Source organism: Pseudomonas sp. EA_15y_Pfl1_P101, from assembly GCF_963970835.1.
GTDB lineage: Bacteria > Pseudomonadota > Gammaproteobacteria > Pseudomonadales > Pseudomonadaceae > Aquipseudomonas > Aquipseudomonas tritici.
The window spans coordinates 83,004-98,868 of record NZ_CAXAPA010000001.1; the positions used below are offsets into that span (position 1 = coordinate 83,004).

17 protein-coding genes are annotated in these 15,865 nt (G+C 60.3%); 6 read left to right on the forward strand and 11 right to left on the reverse strand.

The window, feature by feature from the left end; genetic code table 11:
* The first annotated feature begins 41 nt into the window (after window positions 1–41).
* Window positions 42–419: a hypothetical protein gene (locus tag AACY36_RS00380; protein ID WP_339418166.1), complete on the forward strand. Its 378-nt coding sequence runs from the start codon at window positions 42–44 to the stop codon at window positions 417–419.
* 75 nt (window positions 420–494) lie between these two features.
* Here AACY36_RS00380 and AACY36_RS00385 read toward each other — a convergent pair whose 3' ends face one another.
* Window positions 495–704, reverse strand: coding sequence for a cold-shock protein (locus AACY36_RS00385; RefSeq protein ID WP_032891681.1), 210 nt, complete (start codon window positions 702–704; stop codon window positions 495–497).
* 182 nt (window positions 705–886) lie between these two features.
* Between AACY36_RS00385 and plsB the strand changes: the two genes are divergently transcribed.
* Genes plsB through AACY36_RS00400 form a run of 3 tightly spaced genes read left to right on the forward strand, consistent with a single transcriptional unit; the run spans window position 887 to window position 4,574 of the window.
* A complete protein-coding gene (gene plsB / locus AACY36_RS00390) occupies window positions 887–3,406 on the forward strand; it encodes a glycerol-3-phosphate 1-O-acyltransferase PlsB (RefSeq protein ID WP_339418167.1) in 2,520 nt (839 codons plus the stop codon).
* Window positions 3,407–3,457: 51 nt separating this feature from the next.
* The gene (locus tag AACY36_RS00395) at window positions 3,458–3,859 is read left to right on the forward strand and encodes a YbaY family lipoprotein (RefSeq protein WP_339418168.1); all 402 of its coding nucleotides are present in this window, start codon (window positions 3,458–3,460) and stop codon (window positions 3,857–3,859) included.
* A gap of 25 nt (window positions 3,860–3,884) precedes the next feature.
* Window positions 3,885–4,574 (forward strand): DUF4197 domain-containing protein, encoded by a 690-nt coding sequence (locus tag AACY36_RS00400; RefSeq protein ID WP_339418169.1) that lies wholly within the window; start codon window positions 3,885–3,887, stop codon window positions 4,572–4,574.
* Between the two features lie 65 nt (window positions 4,575–4,639).
* Here the strand turns inward: AACY36_RS00400 and AACY36_RS00405 are convergent, their stop codons facing one another.
* The 3 genes from AACY36_RS00405 to AACY36_RS00415 form a co-directional block, all read right to left on the reverse strand.
* Window positions 4,640–4,843: a hypothetical protein gene (locus AACY36_RS00405; RefSeq protein ID WP_339418170.1), complete on the reverse strand. Its 204-nt coding sequence runs from the start codon at window positions 4,841–4,843 to the stop codon at window positions 4,640–4,642.
* Between the two features lie 154 nt (window positions 4,844–4,997).
* Complete coding sequence (locus AACY36_RS00410; RefSeq protein WP_339418171.1) at window positions 4,998–8,063, reverse strand: efflux RND transporter permease subunit; 3,066 nt, start codon at window positions 8,061–8,063, stop codon at window positions 4,998–5,000.
* Between the two features lie 7 nt (window positions 8,064–8,070).
* The gene (locus AACY36_RS00415) at window positions 8,071–9,171 is read right to left on the reverse strand and encodes an efflux RND transporter periplasmic adaptor subunit (protein WP_339418172.1); all 1,101 of its coding nucleotides are present in this window, start codon (window positions 9,169–9,171) and stop codon (window positions 8,071–8,073) included.
* 93 nt (window positions 9,172–9,264) lie between these two features.
* Between AACY36_RS00415 and AACY36_RS00420 the strand changes: the two genes are divergently transcribed.
* Entirely contained in the window at window positions 9,265–9,918 is a 654-nt protein-coding gene (locus AACY36_RS00420; protein WP_339418173.1) for a TetR/AcrR family transcriptional regulator, read from the forward strand.
* Between the two features lie 44 nt (window positions 9,919–9,962).
* Here AACY36_RS00420 and AACY36_RS00425 read toward each other — a convergent pair whose 3' ends face one another.
* Window positions 9,963–10,745, reverse strand: coding sequence for a class I SAM-dependent methyltransferase (locus AACY36_RS00425; protein WP_339418174.1), 783 nt, complete (start codon window positions 10,743–10,745; stop codon window positions 9,963–9,965).
* 96 nt (window positions 10,746–10,841) lie between these two features.
* Here AACY36_RS00425 and AACY36_RS00430 point away from each other — a divergent pair, with 96 nt between their 5' ends.
* A complete protein-coding gene (locus AACY36_RS00430) occupies window positions 10,842–11,462 on the forward strand; it encodes an energy transducer TonB (protein WP_339418175.1) in 621 nt (206 codons plus the stop codon).
* 3 nt (window positions 11,463–11,465) lie between these two features.
* Here the strand turns inward: AACY36_RS00430 and AACY36_RS00435 are convergent, their stop codons facing one another.
* The 6 genes from AACY36_RS00435 to adk form a co-directional block, all read right to left on the reverse strand.
* Window positions 11,466–12,164, reverse strand: a complete 699-nt coding sequence (locus AACY36_RS00435; protein ID WP_339418176.1) for an extensin-like domain-containing protein — start codon at window positions 12,162–12,164, stop codon at window positions 11,466–11,468.
* Window positions 12,165–12,167: 3 nt separating this feature from the next.
* Window positions 12,168–12,995, reverse strand: coding sequence for an isocitrate lyase/PEP mutase family protein (locus tag AACY36_RS00440; RefSeq protein WP_339418177.1), 828 nt, complete (start codon window positions 12,993–12,995; stop codon window positions 12,168–12,170).
* Window positions 12,996–13,022: 27 nt separating this feature from the next.
* The gene (locus tag AACY36_RS00445; protein ID WP_339418178.1) at window positions 13,023–13,883 is read right to left on the reverse strand and encodes a DUF72 domain-containing protein; all 861 of its coding nucleotides are present in this window, start codon (window positions 13,881–13,883) and stop codon (window positions 13,023–13,025) included.
* The gene (locus tag AACY36_RS00450) at window positions 13,883–14,185 is read right to left on the reverse strand and encodes a hypothetical protein (protein ID WP_339418179.1); all 303 of its coding nucleotides are present in this window, start codon (window positions 14,183–14,185) and stop codon (window positions 13,883–13,885) included. Before AACY36_RS00450 ends, AACY36_RS00445 begins: the two co-directional genes overlap by 1 nt.
* A 160-nt stretch (window positions 14,186–14,345) precedes the next feature.
* The gene (gene tsaB, locus AACY36_RS00455) at window positions 14,346–15,032 is read right to left on the reverse strand and encodes a tRNA (adenosine(37)-N6)-threonylcarbamoyltransferase complex dimerization subunit type 1 TsaB (RefSeq protein ID WP_339418180.1); all 687 of its coding nucleotides are present in this window, start codon (window positions 15,030–15,032) and stop codon (window positions 14,346–14,348) included.
* A 90-nt stretch (window positions 15,033–15,122) separates the two neighbouring features.
* Entirely contained in the window at window positions 15,123–15,770 is a 648-nt protein-coding gene (adk, locus tag AACY36_RS00460) for an adenylate kinase (RefSeq protein ID WP_049709696.1), read from the reverse strand.
* Window positions 15,771–15,865: the final 95 nt, after the last annotated feature.

The following is a 15,865-nucleotide window of genomic DNA, read 5'->3' on the forward strand; positions in this document are numbered from 1 at the left end:
TTCCGCGAATGGATTTTCGAATCCCGCAACGAGGAACATCCATGCGCCAACCCGATATCGAGATTTACCTGAAGGACGCTGACGTCGACTACAAGGCCATTGCCGCCTGGCTGGGCGCCGCCCTCGGCCCGTGCACCGACTGGGTCCAACGGGGTCAGACCTACAAGTGCAAGGCCGGCGATGTGCCGGTAACGTGGCTGCCGAAAGCTGTAGGCAAATGGAATAGCCTGTTCCTGGAAAGCGACCAGACCCCGTGGGATGACGACATCGCCTGCGCCCGCGCCGCGTTTGCCGCGCTGAAGGTGGAAGTGCGTTGCGCGCCGGGTACTTGGGTTGAAGAGGAAGGTGAGGAAAGCGCTGACACCTGGATTCGTATCAGTGAAGACGGTGAAGAGCAGATCACCTGGAAGACAGCTTAAAGCAGTTGCAAGCTACAAGCCTCAAGCTGAAGCAAACCCGCTTGCAGCTTGAAGCTTGCAACTTGCAGCTCGGCCTTACAGGCCGACTACATCCTCCGCCTGCAACCCCTTCTCGCCAGTCACCACGGCGTACTCCACCTGCTGGCCCTCGGCCAAAGAACGGTGACCATCACCGCGAATGGCGCGGTAGTGCACAAACACATCCTTGCCGTCCTCGCGTTGAATAAACCCATAGCCCTTTGCATCGTTGAACCACTTCACATTGCCGGTTTCGCGCGTTGCCATCTGTCTTACTCCCACATGCATTTTTATTGTTGAGTCGCTCGCATTGAACTGCCGAGTATAAGACAGGCTCAAAAACGATCAACTCAAGTTTACATCGCTGCTTTTTTGCCGATTTTCGGCGAATACGGCACACTACCCGCCCGAGCGTCTGCTCGGTTTTTCCCACTCAAAGCAGAAGCCGTATGACCCGCTCCCCGTTTCGCCGTCTGGTATTTGGCACCTTGCGCCGACTGTTGTACCTCTGGGTTCGCTCGGAGACGATCAACCAGTCGTCCTTAACCCTCAACCTGGACCGCAGCCGGCCGGTGTTATACGTCCTGCAATCACCCTCCCTCAGCGAATTGGCGGTGGTCGATGCCGAGTGCACCAAGGCCGGCTTGCCGCGCCCGGTGCTGCCGGTAGCGGTCGGCCCGCTAATGGAAGCGGCGGCGTTCTTCTACCTCACGCCAGAGCCCGACTGGCTCGGCCGCCAAGACAAGCGCGGCGCGCCGCCGACCCTGACCCGCCTGGTCAACACCCTCAGCGAGCACGCCGAGGAGAATGCACAAATCATTCCGGTCAGCGTGTTTTGGGGCCAATCCCCCGAAAGCGAGTCCAGTCCGTGGAAATTGTTATTCGCCGACAGTTGGGCGGTCACCGGGCGTCTGCGTCGGTTCTTGAGCATCCTGATCCTCGGTCGCAAGACCCGTGTGCAATTCTCTGCGCCTATCAACCTGCGTGAATTGATCGAGCACAATAAAGGCCACGAACGCACGGTGCGGATGGCCCAGCGCATCCTGCGTGTGCACTTTCGTAACCTGAAGACCGCCGTGATCGGCCCCGACCTGTCCCACCGCCGCAATCTGGTGAAAGGCCTGGTCAATATGCCGCTGGTGCGCAAAGCCATTGCCGACGAGGCTGAGCGGGAAAAAATCTCCCCGGAAAAAGCCAAGGCCCAGGCCTTGCGCTACGGCAACGAGATCGCCTCGGACTACACCTACACCGCGATCCGCTTCCTGGAAGTGGTGCTGAGCTGGTTCTGGAACAAGATCTACGACGGGATCAAGGTCAATAACATCGAAGGTGTGCAAAAGGTTGCCCAGGGTTACGAGGTGATCTACGTACCTTGCCACCGCAGCCATATCGACTACCTGTTGCTGTCTTACCTGTTGTTCAAAAATGGCCTGACTCCGCCGCATATCGCCGCCGGTATCAACCTGAACATGCCCGTCATCGGCAGCCTGCTGCGCCGTGGCGGTGCGTTTTTCATGCGCCGCACCTTCAAGGGCAACCCGCTGTACACCTCGGTGTTCAACGAATACCTGCATACCCTGTTCACCAAGGGTTTCCCGGTGGAGTACTTCGTCGAAGGCGGGCGCTCGCGCACCGGTCGCATGCTGCAACCGAAGACCGGGATGCTGGCGATTACCCTGCGCAGTTTCTTGCGCTCCTCGCGTATGCCGATCGTGTTTGTGCCGGTGTACATCGGCTACGAACGCGTGCTCGAAGGCCGCACCTACCTCGGCGAGCTGCGCGGCGCGACCAAGAAGAAAGAATCGATCTTCGATATTTTCAAGGTGGTTGGCGCGCTCAAGCAGCGCTTTGGCCAGGTCGCAGTCAACTTCGGCGAGCCGATCAAGCTGGCCGAATTCCTCGACAGCGAACAGCCGGATTGGCGCGCCCAGGAACTCGCCCCGAACTACAAACCAGCCTGGCTCAACGAAACCACTAACCGCCTTGGCGAACAGGTGGCGCGCCACCTGAACGAAGCTGCGGCAGTGAACCCAGTGAACCTGGTAGCGCTGGCACTGCTGTCCACTACGCGCCTGGCGCTCGACGAACAAGCCATGGCGCGCCAGTTGGACCTGTACCTGGCGCTGCTTCGCCGTGTGCCGTACTCGCCTCACACCACGTTGCCTGAGGGCGATGGCCTGGCGCTGATCAAGCACGTCAAGGACATGGACCTGCTATCGGAACAGAGCGACGCCCTCGGTAAAATTCTGTACCTGGACGAGCAAAACGCCGTCCTGATGACCTACTATCGCAATAACGTTTTGCACATTTTTGCCCTGCCGGCGCTGCTGGCGAGCTTCTTCCAGAGCAGCTCGCGCATGAGCCGCGACCAGATCCTGCGCTACACCCACGCGCTGTATCCGTACCTGCAATCGGAGCTGTTTATCCGCTGGTCGCTGGAAGAGCTGGACACGGTGGTTGACCAATGGCTGGAGGCTTTTGTCGAACAGGGCCTGCTGCGGTTCGAGAAAGACGTGTTCTTGCGCCCGGCCCCCAGTTCGCGGCACTTCGTACTGCTCACGCTGCTGTCCAAGAGCATCGCCCAGACCCTGCAACGCTTCTACATGGCGATTTCGCTGCTGCTCAACAGTGGCCAAAGCAGCATCAGCGCCGAAGAGCTGGAAGACCTGTGCACGATCATGGCCCAGCGCCTGTCGATCCTGCATGGCCTCAACGCTCCAGAGTTCTTCGACAAGAGCCTTTTCCGACATTTCATCCAGACCTTGTTGGAGCAAGATGTGCTGCGTCGCAATGAAGCCGGCAAGCTGAGCTACCACGACCTGCTGGGTGAGCTGGCTGAAGGCGCAGCCAAGCGCGTGTTGCCGGCGGATATTCGCCTGTCGATCCGTCAGGTGGCCCTGCATCGTGTGGATGGCGCTGCTGAAGCGTCCGTCGAACCCGAAGCCCCGATACCTGAAGAAACCCGCTAGATTTAAACAGGCGCCGGTTGGATGCCGGCGCCGTTGAAAAGGAGCTGTACCATGAAAAAGATCATTCTCCTGGGCCTCACCGCCTTGCTTGGAGCCTGCCAATCCATGACCCACACTTCCAAGGCCAGCCTTGATGGCGAAGTGTTCTATCTGCAACGCATTGCCCTGCCGCCGACCGCGACCTTGAGCGTCAGCCTGCAAGACGTGTCGTTGATGGACGCCCCGGCCGTCACCCTGGCCGAACAGAAAGGCCCGGTCAAAGGCCAAGTGCCGTTGCCCTTTCACCTGAGCTACGACCCGGCGCACGTCAAGCCTGGCCGCAGTTACTCGGTGAGCGCTCGCATCGAGCTGGATGGCAAGCTACTGTTTATCACCACCGAACGGCATTCTGTGCAGCTCAACGGCCAGGACCCACAACCGTTGCGTCTGCGGGTTGATGCTGTCGCCCACTGAATTCGAACTTCATAAGGAAGCGCCCATGCTCCGTAACTCCCTTCGTTTTACTGCCCTGTGTGCCGGATTGCTGCTCGGGGCCAATGCCATGGCCCTGGATCTTGGCAGCCTGTCCCAAGGTGATGCCGCCGGCGGCCTCAAGGATGCACTGACCCAAGGCGCGCAGATCGCCGTGAAGCAACTGGGCGTCCCCGGTGGTTTCAGCGATAACCCCGAAGTGAAGATCGGCCTGCCGGGCAAGCTGGGCAAAGTCGCCGACAAACTGAAAATGTTCGGCATGGGTGATCAAGTCACTCAGCTGGAAACCAGCATGAACAAGGCCGCCGAAACCGCCGTGACCCAGGCCCAGCCGATCCTGGTCAACGCCGTGAAAAACATGAGCGTGAGTGACGCCAAGGGCATCCTCAGTGGGGGTCAGGATTCGGCAACCCAGTACCTGAACAAAAGCAGCCGCGAACAAATCCGCGCCAAGTTCCTGCCGATCGTCAAGGCGGCTACCGACAAGGTCGGCGTGGCCCAACAGTACAACGCCCTGGCCGGCAAGGCTGCTGCCTTTGGCGCGTTGGACGCCAAGAGCGCCAACGTCGAAAACTACGTGACCGAGCAAGCGCTGGATGGGCTGTTCAAAATGATTGCCAAGCAGGAAGAAACCATTCGCGAGAACCCTGCAGCTGCCGCGACCAGCCTGGCGAAGAAAGTCTTCGGCGCCCTGTAAGCCCAGGCAGAAGCCCGGGCAGATGTGGGGAGCTCACCTGCCCGGATCTGGAAGTCTTCACGTGATTAGAAGATCTTCCCTAAAAGCCCAATACCCCCAAAAGCGATCGCGCCCAACGGCATGACACCGAAGCCTATCGCGAAACTATTGCGGGGCTTGCAAGCGTCTTTGCAAGGGTCGTTGGGCTTGGCAGGTTCAGGCTTGCCAGGCCCGCATGGGTTGCTGTTGCAGGCGGGTTTGAAAGCGCTGACATTGATATCAATTTTCATAAACACTCCTTGAATCATCAGATTTAAGCTTCTACCAGCAGGGGTGAAGCCTGCTGGTAGAAGACCTGGCAATCAGGTAATTCATGTGTGGCCCCGCGTCTCTGAAACGTTCCCGCCTGCGTATTGCCTTTGTGAAAATCCCTACGACAAGCTTTTACACGGACTGTGGTTTGACTCGGAACCATGCCGCGTACAACGCTGGCAAGAATAACAACGTCAACGCCGTCGCCACGATCAAGCCACCCATGATCGCCACGGCCATTGGTCCGAAGAACACACTGCGTGACAGTGGAATCATTGCCAGCACGGCCGCCAGGGCTGTCAGCACAATCGGGCGGAAACGTCGCACGGTGGCTTCGATGATTGCCTGCCAAGGTGCCAGGCCCGCCTTGATGTCCTGTTCGATCTGATCTACCAGGATCACAGAGTTGCGCATGATCATCCCGGACAGTGCGATGGTCCCCAGCATGGCCACAAAGCCAAACGGCTGGCGGAATACCAGCAGAAATAACGTCACACCGATCAACCCCAGCGGCGCTGTCAGAAACACCATGGCAGTGCGCGAGAAGCTACGCAGTTGCAGCATCAGCAGGGTGAGCACCACCACGATAAACAGCGGCACGCCTGCCTTGACCGAGTTCTGGCCACGGGCCGAGTCCTCGACCGTACCGCCGACGTCCAGCAGGTAGCCATCCGGCAGTTCGGCCCTTACGCCTGCAAGGGTTGGCAAGATCTGCTGGACCAATGTCGCCGGCTGCTCCTTGCCATAGATGTCAGCGCGGATGGTCACCGTCGGCAGACGGTTGCGGTGCCAGATAATGCCTTCCTCGAAGCCATATTCGAGGGTGGCGATTTGCGACAGCGCTACGCTTTTACCGTTGTCGGTGGGCACCGCCAGGCTTGGTAGCAATGACAGCTCGGTGCGTTCATGCACCGTGCCGCGCAGAAGGATCTCGATCAACTCGTTGTCCTCGCGGTACTGACTGACGCTGGAGCCGGTCAACGAACTCTGCAGGAACTTCGACAGGTTGGCCGTGCTCACGCCAAGGGCGCGGGCGCGGTCCTGGTCGATATTGAGGTAGACGATCTTGCTCGGTTCTTCCCAGTCCAGGTGCACGTTGACCACATGGGTATTTTCGCGAACCTTGGCCGCGACTTTGCGTGCCAGGGCGCGGACTTCTTCGAGGTGCTCACCGGTCACGCGGAACTGCACCGGGTAGCCCACGGGCGGACCGTTTTCCAGGCGTGTGACACGTGAGCGCAGATCCGGGAATTGCTCGTTGAGGGTTTCGATCAGCCAGGTGCGCAGGCTTTCACGTTCTTCAATGGTTCTGGCCAGCACCACAAACTGCGCGAAGCTGGCGGCCGGCAGTTGCTGATCCAGGGGCAAGTAGAAGCGCGGCGAGCCCGTACCGACATAGGCCACGTAATTGTCGATGCTTTCATGCTCCTTGAGCAGCGCCTCCAGGCGTTTGACCTGGTCAGCGGTGTTGCTCAAAGAGGCACCTTCGGCTAGCTTCAGGTCGACCATCAGCTCCAGTCGGCCAGAAGCCGGGAAGAACTGTTGAGGCACAAAACGGAACAACGCCACCGAGCCGATAAACAGCAACAGGGTTAGCACGATCACGGTCTTGCGCCGACGCACACACCATTCCACCAAACGCCTTACACGTTGATAGAACGGCGTGCCGTAGGGATCCGGGCCATCGGTGCCGTGCTTGGCTGCGTGAATCTTCGCCAGGTCCGGCAGGAGTTTTTCCCCCAGGTAGGGCACAAACACCACGGCGGCCACCCATGAGGCGAGCAACGCAATGGTCACCACCTGGAAAATCGAACGGGTGTATTCGCCGGTGCTCGATTGCGCCGTGGCGATCGGCAGGAAGCCCGCCGCCGTGATCAGCGTACCGGTGAGCATCGGGAATGCGGTGCTGGTCCAGGCAAAGCTGGCCGCCTTGAGCCGGTCATAGCCCTGCTCCATTTTGATCGCCATCATTTCTACCGCGATGATCGCGTCATCCACCAGCAAACCCAAGGCAAGCACCAGGGCACCGAGGGAAATCTTGTGCAGGCCGATGCCGAGGTAATACATGGTGGCAAAGGTCATCGCCAGCACCAGCGGAATCGCCAGGGCCACCACCATGCCCGTGCGCACGCCAAGGGAGAAGAAGCTCACCAGCAACACGATGGCCAGCGCTTCGGCCAGCACCTGCACGAATTCGCCGACGCTGGTTTTCACCGCCGCCGGTTGGTCCGACACTTTGCGCAGTTCCATGCCTGCCGGAAGGTTCTTCTGCAGGCGTGAGAATTCGCTCTCCAAGGCTTTGCCCAATACCAGAATATCGCCGCCGTCACGCATGGCCACGGCCAGGCCAATGGCATCTTCGCCCATGAAGCGCATACGCGGTGCCGGTGGATCGTTGAAGCCGCGGTGGATGTCGGCTACATCGCCGATGCGGAAGGTCCGGTCACCCACGCGAATCGGGAAGTTGCGGATCTCTTCCACGCTCTTGAAGTTGCCCGACACCCGCAGTTGCACGCGCTCGCTAGGGGTTTCAAAGAAGCCCGCAGTGGACACCGCATTTTGCTCCTGCAATGCCTGCTGCACCGCCGCCAATGGCAGGCCGAGCGTGGCCAGCTTGAGGTTGGACAGTTCGATCCAGATCTTTTCATCCTGCAGGCCGAGCAGTTCGACCTTGCCCACATCCGCCACCCGCTGCAGTTGAATCTGGATGCGGTCGGCGTAGTCCTTGAGCAGGGCGTAGTCAAAACCATCGCCGGTCAGCGCGTAGATATTGCCAAAGGTGGTGCCGAACTCATCGTTGAAAAACGGCCCCTGGATATCCGGCGGCAAGGTCTGGCGGATGTCGCTGATCTTCTTGCGCACCTGGTACCACAGGTCGGGGATCTGCGCCGAATGCATGGAATCACGGGCAATGAAAGTGACCTGGGATTCGCCGGGCCGCGAGAAGGAGACGATGCGCTCGTACTCACCCGTCTCCATGAGTTTTTTCTCGATGCGCTCGGTGACTTGCCGCGAAACTTCCTGGGCCGTGGCCCCCGGCCAGTTGGTCTTGATCACCATGGCCTTGAACGTGAACGGTGGGTCTTCACTTTGTCCCAGCTTGGAGTAGGACAAGGTGCCAACCACCGCCAGCAGGATCATCAGGAACAGTACGATCTGGCGATTACGCAGCGCCCATTCGGAAAGATTGAAACCCATTGGGGGACTACTCCTTGGCCGCCAGATTCACCACACGGTTGGCACGATCCACCGGGCGCACTTGCTGGCCCTCGTGGAGCACATGGACACCGGCGGCGATCACCCAATCGGTCGGGGTCAGGCCTTCCAGTATCGGGACGATTTTTTCACCAAAGGCGCCGATGCGCACCGGTGTGCGCTTGAGCGTGTTGTCGGGCTGCACACGCCAGACGTAGGACTCACCGTTCTGCGCACTGAGGGCAGACAGCGGCACCGACAACGGAATCACACCGTCAGCCTGTATGAAAACGCGGGCGCTTTGGCCCAGCTCGGCCGGTATCTTGCCACCAGTGAACGCCACGCGGGCCGCGAACGTACGCGACTTCGGATCGGCCGCCGGTGACAGCTCACGAATACGCCCGGTGAAGCGTTGATCGGGCTGGCTCCACAGCTCCACCGACACCGGCTGACCGAGCTTGAAACGGGCAAAACCCTGCTCCGGCAGGCTGATCAGCACTTCGCGCTCACCATCGGTGGCGAGGGTGAACACGGTCTGGCCGGCGGACACCACTTGGCCAACTTCCACTGCGCGCTTGGCGACCACACCGTCTTGTGGCGCACGCAGCACGGCATAGCCGGCCTGGTTGCTGGCCACGTCGAACTCAGCCTTGATCTGCTTGAGGCGGGCAACACCGGCCCGGTAGAGATTTTCGGCATTGTCATACTGAGATCGGCTGACCATCTGACGGTCCATCAAGGTCTTGTAGCGATCACGCTCGGCACGCACCAGGCTCAGGTTGGCCTCGGCGGCGGCGACTTGGGCACGGGTGGCTTCCAGTTGCAGGCGCACGTCCTGTGGGTCGAGCTCTGCCAGCGGTTGGTTGGCCTTGACTCGCTCGCCCTCCTCCACCAGCCGCTTGCTGATTTTGCCGCCGATGCGGAATGCCAGGTCTGGCTCATAGCGCGCACGCACTTCGCCGGGGTAACTGCCCATCGACTGCGACGACGGCAGTGGCTGCACCACCATGGCCGGGCGGATGGTGGCCTGGGTCGCTTCCTCATGGCCGCAAGCGGTCAACAGGACGACCAGACTGACAGGCAACGCAAAGGGCAGGAAAGTGCTGCGCATGCTGTAGGACCTTTCGCAAATGAAGCTAAGAATAATTATACTGGCCGGTATGTTATTAATACCAAACTCGCCAGTCCAGTATTAAAGGTGAAAATGTCCGACAATCCTGTAAACACCAATAGCCCCGGGCGCCCCAAGGACATGGCAAAACGCCAGGCTATCCTCGAAGCAGCGAAATTCCTGTTTTTGAGCAATGGTTACGCCAGTACCAGCATGGACGCCGTGGCCCTTGAGGCGGGCGTCTCAAAACTGACCGTCTACAGCCACTTCAATGACAAAGAAACCCTGTTCACCGCCGCCGTGGTGGCCAAGTGCGAGGAACAGCTGCCGGTGATGTACTTCGAGCTGCCCGAAGGCGTGCCCGTGGAGACTGTGTTGTTGAACATCGCGCGGGGGTTCCATCGCCTGATCAACAGCGAAGAGTCGATAAACCTGCATCGTCTGATGATGACCACCGGCAGCCAGGACGTGAAACTCTCGCAGATCTTCTTCGAGGCCGGCCCCATGCGCATGCTGCAAGGCATGGAGCGTCTGCTCGGCAAGATCGACCAGGGCGGCGCCCTGAGCATCGATAAACCCTTCACGGCAGCCGAGCACTTTTTTTGCCTGCTCAAGGGCACGGCGAATTTTTGCCTGCTGTATGGCTGCGGCGGACAACTGAGCGAAGAAGCCGCCGAAGCGCATGTGCAGGAAGTGGTGGGGTTGTTTATGCGGGCTTATGGGAGAGGAGCAGTTGCAAGGGGTTAGCTACAAGCGGCAAGCGTACAGCGCGTTTGCTTGCAGCTTGCAGCTTAGAGCTTGAGCGCTTTTTTAGCATAAATATCATACCGGCTGGACTTACCCTCCAGCGCGTGGCTCGGCTTGGGCCCTTCAATGCACGGCGCCTTGCGCGGACGCTTGACCACCACGCGGTGGCTGGCCAGGGCCAGGGCGGCGGCCAGCAGCGCCGGTGCGTCCGGATCATCGCCCACCAGCGGGCGGAACAGGCGCATTTCCTTCTTCACCAATGCCGTCTTCTCACGGTGCGGGAACATCGGATCGAGGTAGATCACCTGCGGCGGCTCGCCTTCCCAGTTGCACATTACGTCAATGGAGTTGCCCTTGAGCAACTTCATGCGCGCCACGATCGGCGCCACCTCACAATCATCCGCGCCGCGCGCCAGGCCATCTTCGAGCAGGGCGCCGATCAGCGGCTGGCGCTCGATCAGGCTCATTTCGCAGCCCAGACTGGCAAGCACGAAGGCGTCCTTACCCAGGCCCGCCGTGGCGTCCAGCACCCGTGGGCGCACGCCTTGGGCGACACCCACGGCCTTGGCAATCATCTGCCCGCTGCCACCGCCGTACAGGCGTCGATGCGCGGCGCCGCCCTCGACAAAGTCCACCCGCACCGGCCCTGGCGCGTCAGGCCCAAGCTGTTGTAGCTGTAGGCCATGCTCCCCGAACTGCAGGGAAAAGTCCGCATCCGCCAGGTGTAACGGCAAACCCAGCAGTGAAGCCCACTGCTCGGCACGGTCCTTGAAACCTTCGCCCAAGGCCTCGACACTGATGCGGCTGGCCGCTGGTTGTTCGCTCATCAATCGCTACGCTCAAAAATATTAAGGATCGGCCAAAACCGGCCGATAAAAACAACAGTCAGGTATTTTGCCAGAGCTGAGCGTCGACCGAGAAAAATGTCAGACATTCTTCCCCTAACCATCGGTGTACTGCCGACCCATAACCACTACGGCCTGCGTAATACTCAAGCGCTGGCCGGGGTGAGTCATGTGTGGCAGGACTTCTTCGCCCGGGCATTGGCCGAACAGCTCGGCGATACGCCTGGCGCGCTGGCGGTCCAGGCGCCTGCACCTGCGGACCCAGCGGTAGAACCCAACGCCGGCGCCGACCTGTTGTCGCAGATCCTCACCCAGCGTGAGTGTGACGTGAAGGACACCGAGATCGCCCCTCCAGAGCCGCTGTTCCTGCCGATCGCGGAGTTCGAAACCGAACTGCTGCCACCCGCCGCCGAGCCATTCCCGGAAGAGGAAATCGTCGCCCAGCAACGCCAGCAGAATTTCGAAAGTGGCTGGGTGCGCCCGATCGTGCTGACAGCCGGCCAGCCGCTGCCGGAGCCAGGCCCGGTGCCGGCACCACGCCCACTGCACCTGCCCATTGCCGAATTCGAGCTGGACCTGCTGCCACCGGCCGCCACCCCGTACCCTACCGAAGAACTGGTCGCGCAACAAAAGGCCCTGGACTTCGATTACTACTGGGCACGCCCGTTGATCGCCAACAACCTGCGCCTGGCCGCTTAAACCTTAGCGGCACACCCACCAACGCCCCATGTCCAGATGGAAATGGTTGCGGTGCGCAGCGTTGTAGTCCGGGGTCAACACCACATTGAAATCATCGCAGGCGCTATCGCGCACCCGACGCAGGAACCGCGCATCAGCGCCCTCCCCCGGCCAACCTTTAAGCACACTGATGCGGCGCCCATCCGCCAGGCGAAAGCCGGCAATATCCAACGCATTGGCGGAGGCATGCTCGCTGAGTCGCCCTACAGAACGGTTATACATGTTGCGGCAGGCAAAGCTGCCCAGGTGATCGACCCGCGTCACCGCCTGGCCAAACACCGCCTGGGCCGCCGGCTGCAAACTGTGCCGCTCGAACAACGCGAACGCCACCGCCAGTGGGCAACTGGCGAGAAAGCTACTGCTGAGCCCAACCGCAGCGCCCTGTACACGCAAGGTATTGCGTAAAGGGCAGGCGACGTCGACGGGGGTATCGGCCTGATGGCTGACGCGCAGGCCGGAAGTTTCCAGCACGTTGTCGCACAGCGCTGGATCATCCTGCAGACGTCCCAATTTATAACGGGTCAAAAAGTTGGGGCTGGCGCGCACATCCAACGGCGCCCAAGGGTTCCAATCAGCCGGCAACGGCACCCAGCCCCGCCAGATACCAACGGCAAACACCCCGCCCAGAACCAGCAGTACGCCGATGATTTTGAAGAAACTCACCGCTTAGTCCTTAAAGAACTGGTTGGCCTGACTGAACGGCATTTTGCGGTCGGTGAAGGTGAACGTGCCCAGCTCATAGACTTCCTGGGCCGCGCGGTAGAACTCACCATAGGCGGCCAACGCCAGCGCCGAGCCGACGCTGATACGCCGCACGCCCATCTCGCTCAATTGCGCCACACTGAGGTTCAAGCCGCCGGACATCAACACATTCACCGGTTTGGGCGCCACCGCTTTGACCACCGCCAGCACTTCCTCGGCAGTGCGCAGGGCCGGTGCATACAGCACGTCGGCACCGGCTTCGGCGTAGGCTTGCAGGCGCCGGATGGTGTCAGGCAAATCCAGACGACCATGCAGGAGGTTTTCCGCGCGGGCAGTCAGGGTGAAGGGGAATGGCAGGCTGCGCGCGGCGGCAACGGCAGCTTCCACGCGCTCGACGGAGAGGTCGAAGGGATAGATCGGGTCAGCGGCAATACCGGTGGCATCTTCGATGGAACCGCCCACGATACCCGTGGCGGCGGCACGCAGGATCGTCTGGGCGCAGCCTTCAGGGGTGTCACTGAAGCCGTTTTCCAGATCTGCCGCTACCGGCAACACTGTGGCCTTGACGATCATACTGGCATTGATCAAGGTGTCATCCAGGGACAGCGCCCCTTCCGCATCCGGGCGCCCCAGGCTGAACGCACACCCCGCACTGGTGGTGGCCAGCGCTTCAAACCCCAGGCTGGCGAGCATCACAGCGGAACCAGCATCCCACGGGTTGGGCATCACAAACGCACGGTCTCGCTCATGCAAGGCCTTGAAGGTTTCGGCGCGAAGGGTTGGGGCATCCATGTCTGGCTCCAGGCGGAAAAAGGTGCCCTAGAGTAACCCCAGTTGCTCCGCTGCGGGAGCTCGATCCAAGGTTGCCAGCGCTGGCAGGCCAGGCAGACGCACCATCAACTGGTCGTGAAAACGCAGCGCCAATTGCGCGGCGAGGCGGTTGTCCGAGGTGTGCAGGAACACGTAGGGCGTGCGGCCTTCTTCAATCCAACCGGCGACTTTCTCCACCCATGGGACCAGGAACGGGTCATTGGCTTCCAATTCGGGATGGCCGATAAAACGCACTTGGGGAAACAGCGTCAGCGCCGCCGGACGCGGCGGCACCTTGGGCTTTTTGGATTGCGCGTGCAGTACGGCCGCCGAGGTGGACGTGCAACTGAACAAGGCCCGCGGGTCAAGGCAGACCCGCTCGACCCCGCGATCACGCAACAAACGGTTGAGCGTTCGCTCGGCCTCGCCCTTGGCGAAAAACTCAAGATGCCGCACTTCGACAGCCATCGGACGCTCGAGCCCATCAATGAAACCTGCCAACTCACCGAGCCGCTGCGGCGTGAACGTCGCGGGCAGCTGCAACCAAAACGGCGATACCCGCTCACCCAGCGGGCTCATCAAGCCAACAAAGCTTTCTGCCGCCGGCAGTTGTTCGATCAGGTTGCCGCTGTGGCTGATATCACCGGGAAATTTGGCCGTGAAGCGGAAATCGTCAGGCATGATTTCAGCCCAGCGTTGCACCGTGGCAGCTGAAGGGCGGGCATAAAAGGTGGTGTTGCCTTCAACGGCGTTGAAGACCTGGGAATAGAGTGCAAGGTAGTCGCTGGAACGGGCATCGGCGGGGTACAGGTACTCGCGCCAAGCGTTTTCGCTCCAGGACGGGCAACCGAGGTAGTAAGGCAGACGCATCAGATGTGGATGTCGAGGCCCAGCACTTCCATATCCCATTCGACAAAACCGGCGGTGGTCATGTAGCTGGCCAGGGCGGTGGCGACGCTTTTGCTCATGGAGCGCGGGAAGACCATGTCTTGCTGACGGGCTGGAAGACCGCTGATACGAGCGCCTGCGCAACCCTGGGCATTTTGCTGTGCTTCGGACTGGACTTCGATGAAGTCCGGCGAATCTTCGACGGACTCGTCTACCGTAACGTTTGCCTTGCGTGGCTTACGCTTGATGGGGTAGGACGGTGAGGAAAATCCATCTATACGCATGTATGCGAACTCGATATCGGTGATGGCATTTTAGTGGCGTAATCCATAACGCGCAAATGCTCTGGTGATAACTAGAACACATAATTTGAAAAAGGTTTAAAAGCGGGGGCAAATTCTGACGATTGGTGAATTTAGCCCCAAAGTGCCAGCATTTTTGGCGTCAAATAATCCCGCGCTCAGCTTTAGTCTGCGCAACCTTATCGCGCAGATAAACCGGAGCAGCTTGGTCCGCCAGAATCGCTTCACCGCGTTCGAACGCGAAGCGCGCTAGGGTCAATAAGTCTTCGGCATGCGGCAACATCGCAGCGTCCTGGCCAGCCAACGACACGCCAATACGTTCGCCATAAACCCAGCCGGTGCCGGCGCCGAACCAATCACCGCTGGCATCCAACGGCAACGCAGACGACTCCGGCGGCTGCACCGCTTCCACGCCCACCAGGCGCATCTCGCCCGCCGTTGCGCGATAGCAACCCCAATACACTTCATCCATCCGCGCATCGATAGCGGCCGCCACCTGCTGCGCGCCGTGTTCACGCAAGGCACGCTGGGCCAGTACCGCCAGGTTGGACACCGGCAACACTGGGCGCTCCAACGCGAACGCCAGCCCCTGCACCACGCCGATGGCGATGCGCACACCGGTAAACGCGCCCGGGCCACGGCCGAAGGCGATGGCATCGACCGCAGCCAACGTCGTGCCTGCGTCTTCAAGCAGTTGCTTGATCATTGGCAGCAGCTTCTGCGCATGCAGGCGCGGGATCACCTCGTAGTGGCTCGTTACCTTGCCATCGTGCAGCAAGGCAACGGAGCAAGCTTCAGTCGCGGTGTCCAGGGCCAGCAGGGTGCTCATCGTTGTGGGTGTCCAAGTCGAAAAAAAGTGCGCCAGTATAAACAACAACGGCCCGCAAGCGGGCCGTTATCCGTGAAGCCAGTCGAGGGATCAGCTCAGTGCTTGCAGCACTTTGGCAGTGATCGCTTCAACCGAGCCGACGCCAGGAATGTGGCTGTACTTCGGCTTGCCGTTAGCGGCGGACAGCTTCTGGTAAAAATCCACCAGCGGCTTGGTCTGGGAGTGGTAGACCGACAGGCGATGACGCACGGTTTCTTCGGTGTCGTCTTTACGCTGCACCAGGTCTTCACCCGTCACATCGTCCTTGCCTTCAACCTTTGGCGGGTTGTAGACGGTGTGGTACACGCGGCCAGAAGCTTCGTGAACGCGACGACCAGCAATGCGCTGGACGATTTCTTCGTCTTCAACCGCGATTTCGACGACGGCATCCAGCTCGACGCCGGCCTTCACCAGGGCTTCGGCCTGGGGAATGGTGCGCGGGAAGCCGTCGAACAGGAAACCGTTCTTGCAGTCTTCCTGGCTGATGCGCTCCTTGACCAGGTTGATGATCAGGTCATCAGAAACCAGGCCACCGCTGTCCATCACGCTCTTGGCGATCAGGCCCAGCTCGGTGCCGGCCTTGACGGCCGCACGCAGCATGTCGCCGGTGGAGATTTGTGGAATACCGAATTTTTCAGTGATGAACTTTGCCTGAGTACCTTTACCGGCCCCCGGAGCTCCCAGCAGAATGACGCGCATTGATGTGCTCCTCAATTTTTTATAGAGATGACGCTCGGATTCGCCGCGTGGGGCCAATCTCGTAAAATAGGGTTTGTAACTGTATGAGCCCAGCC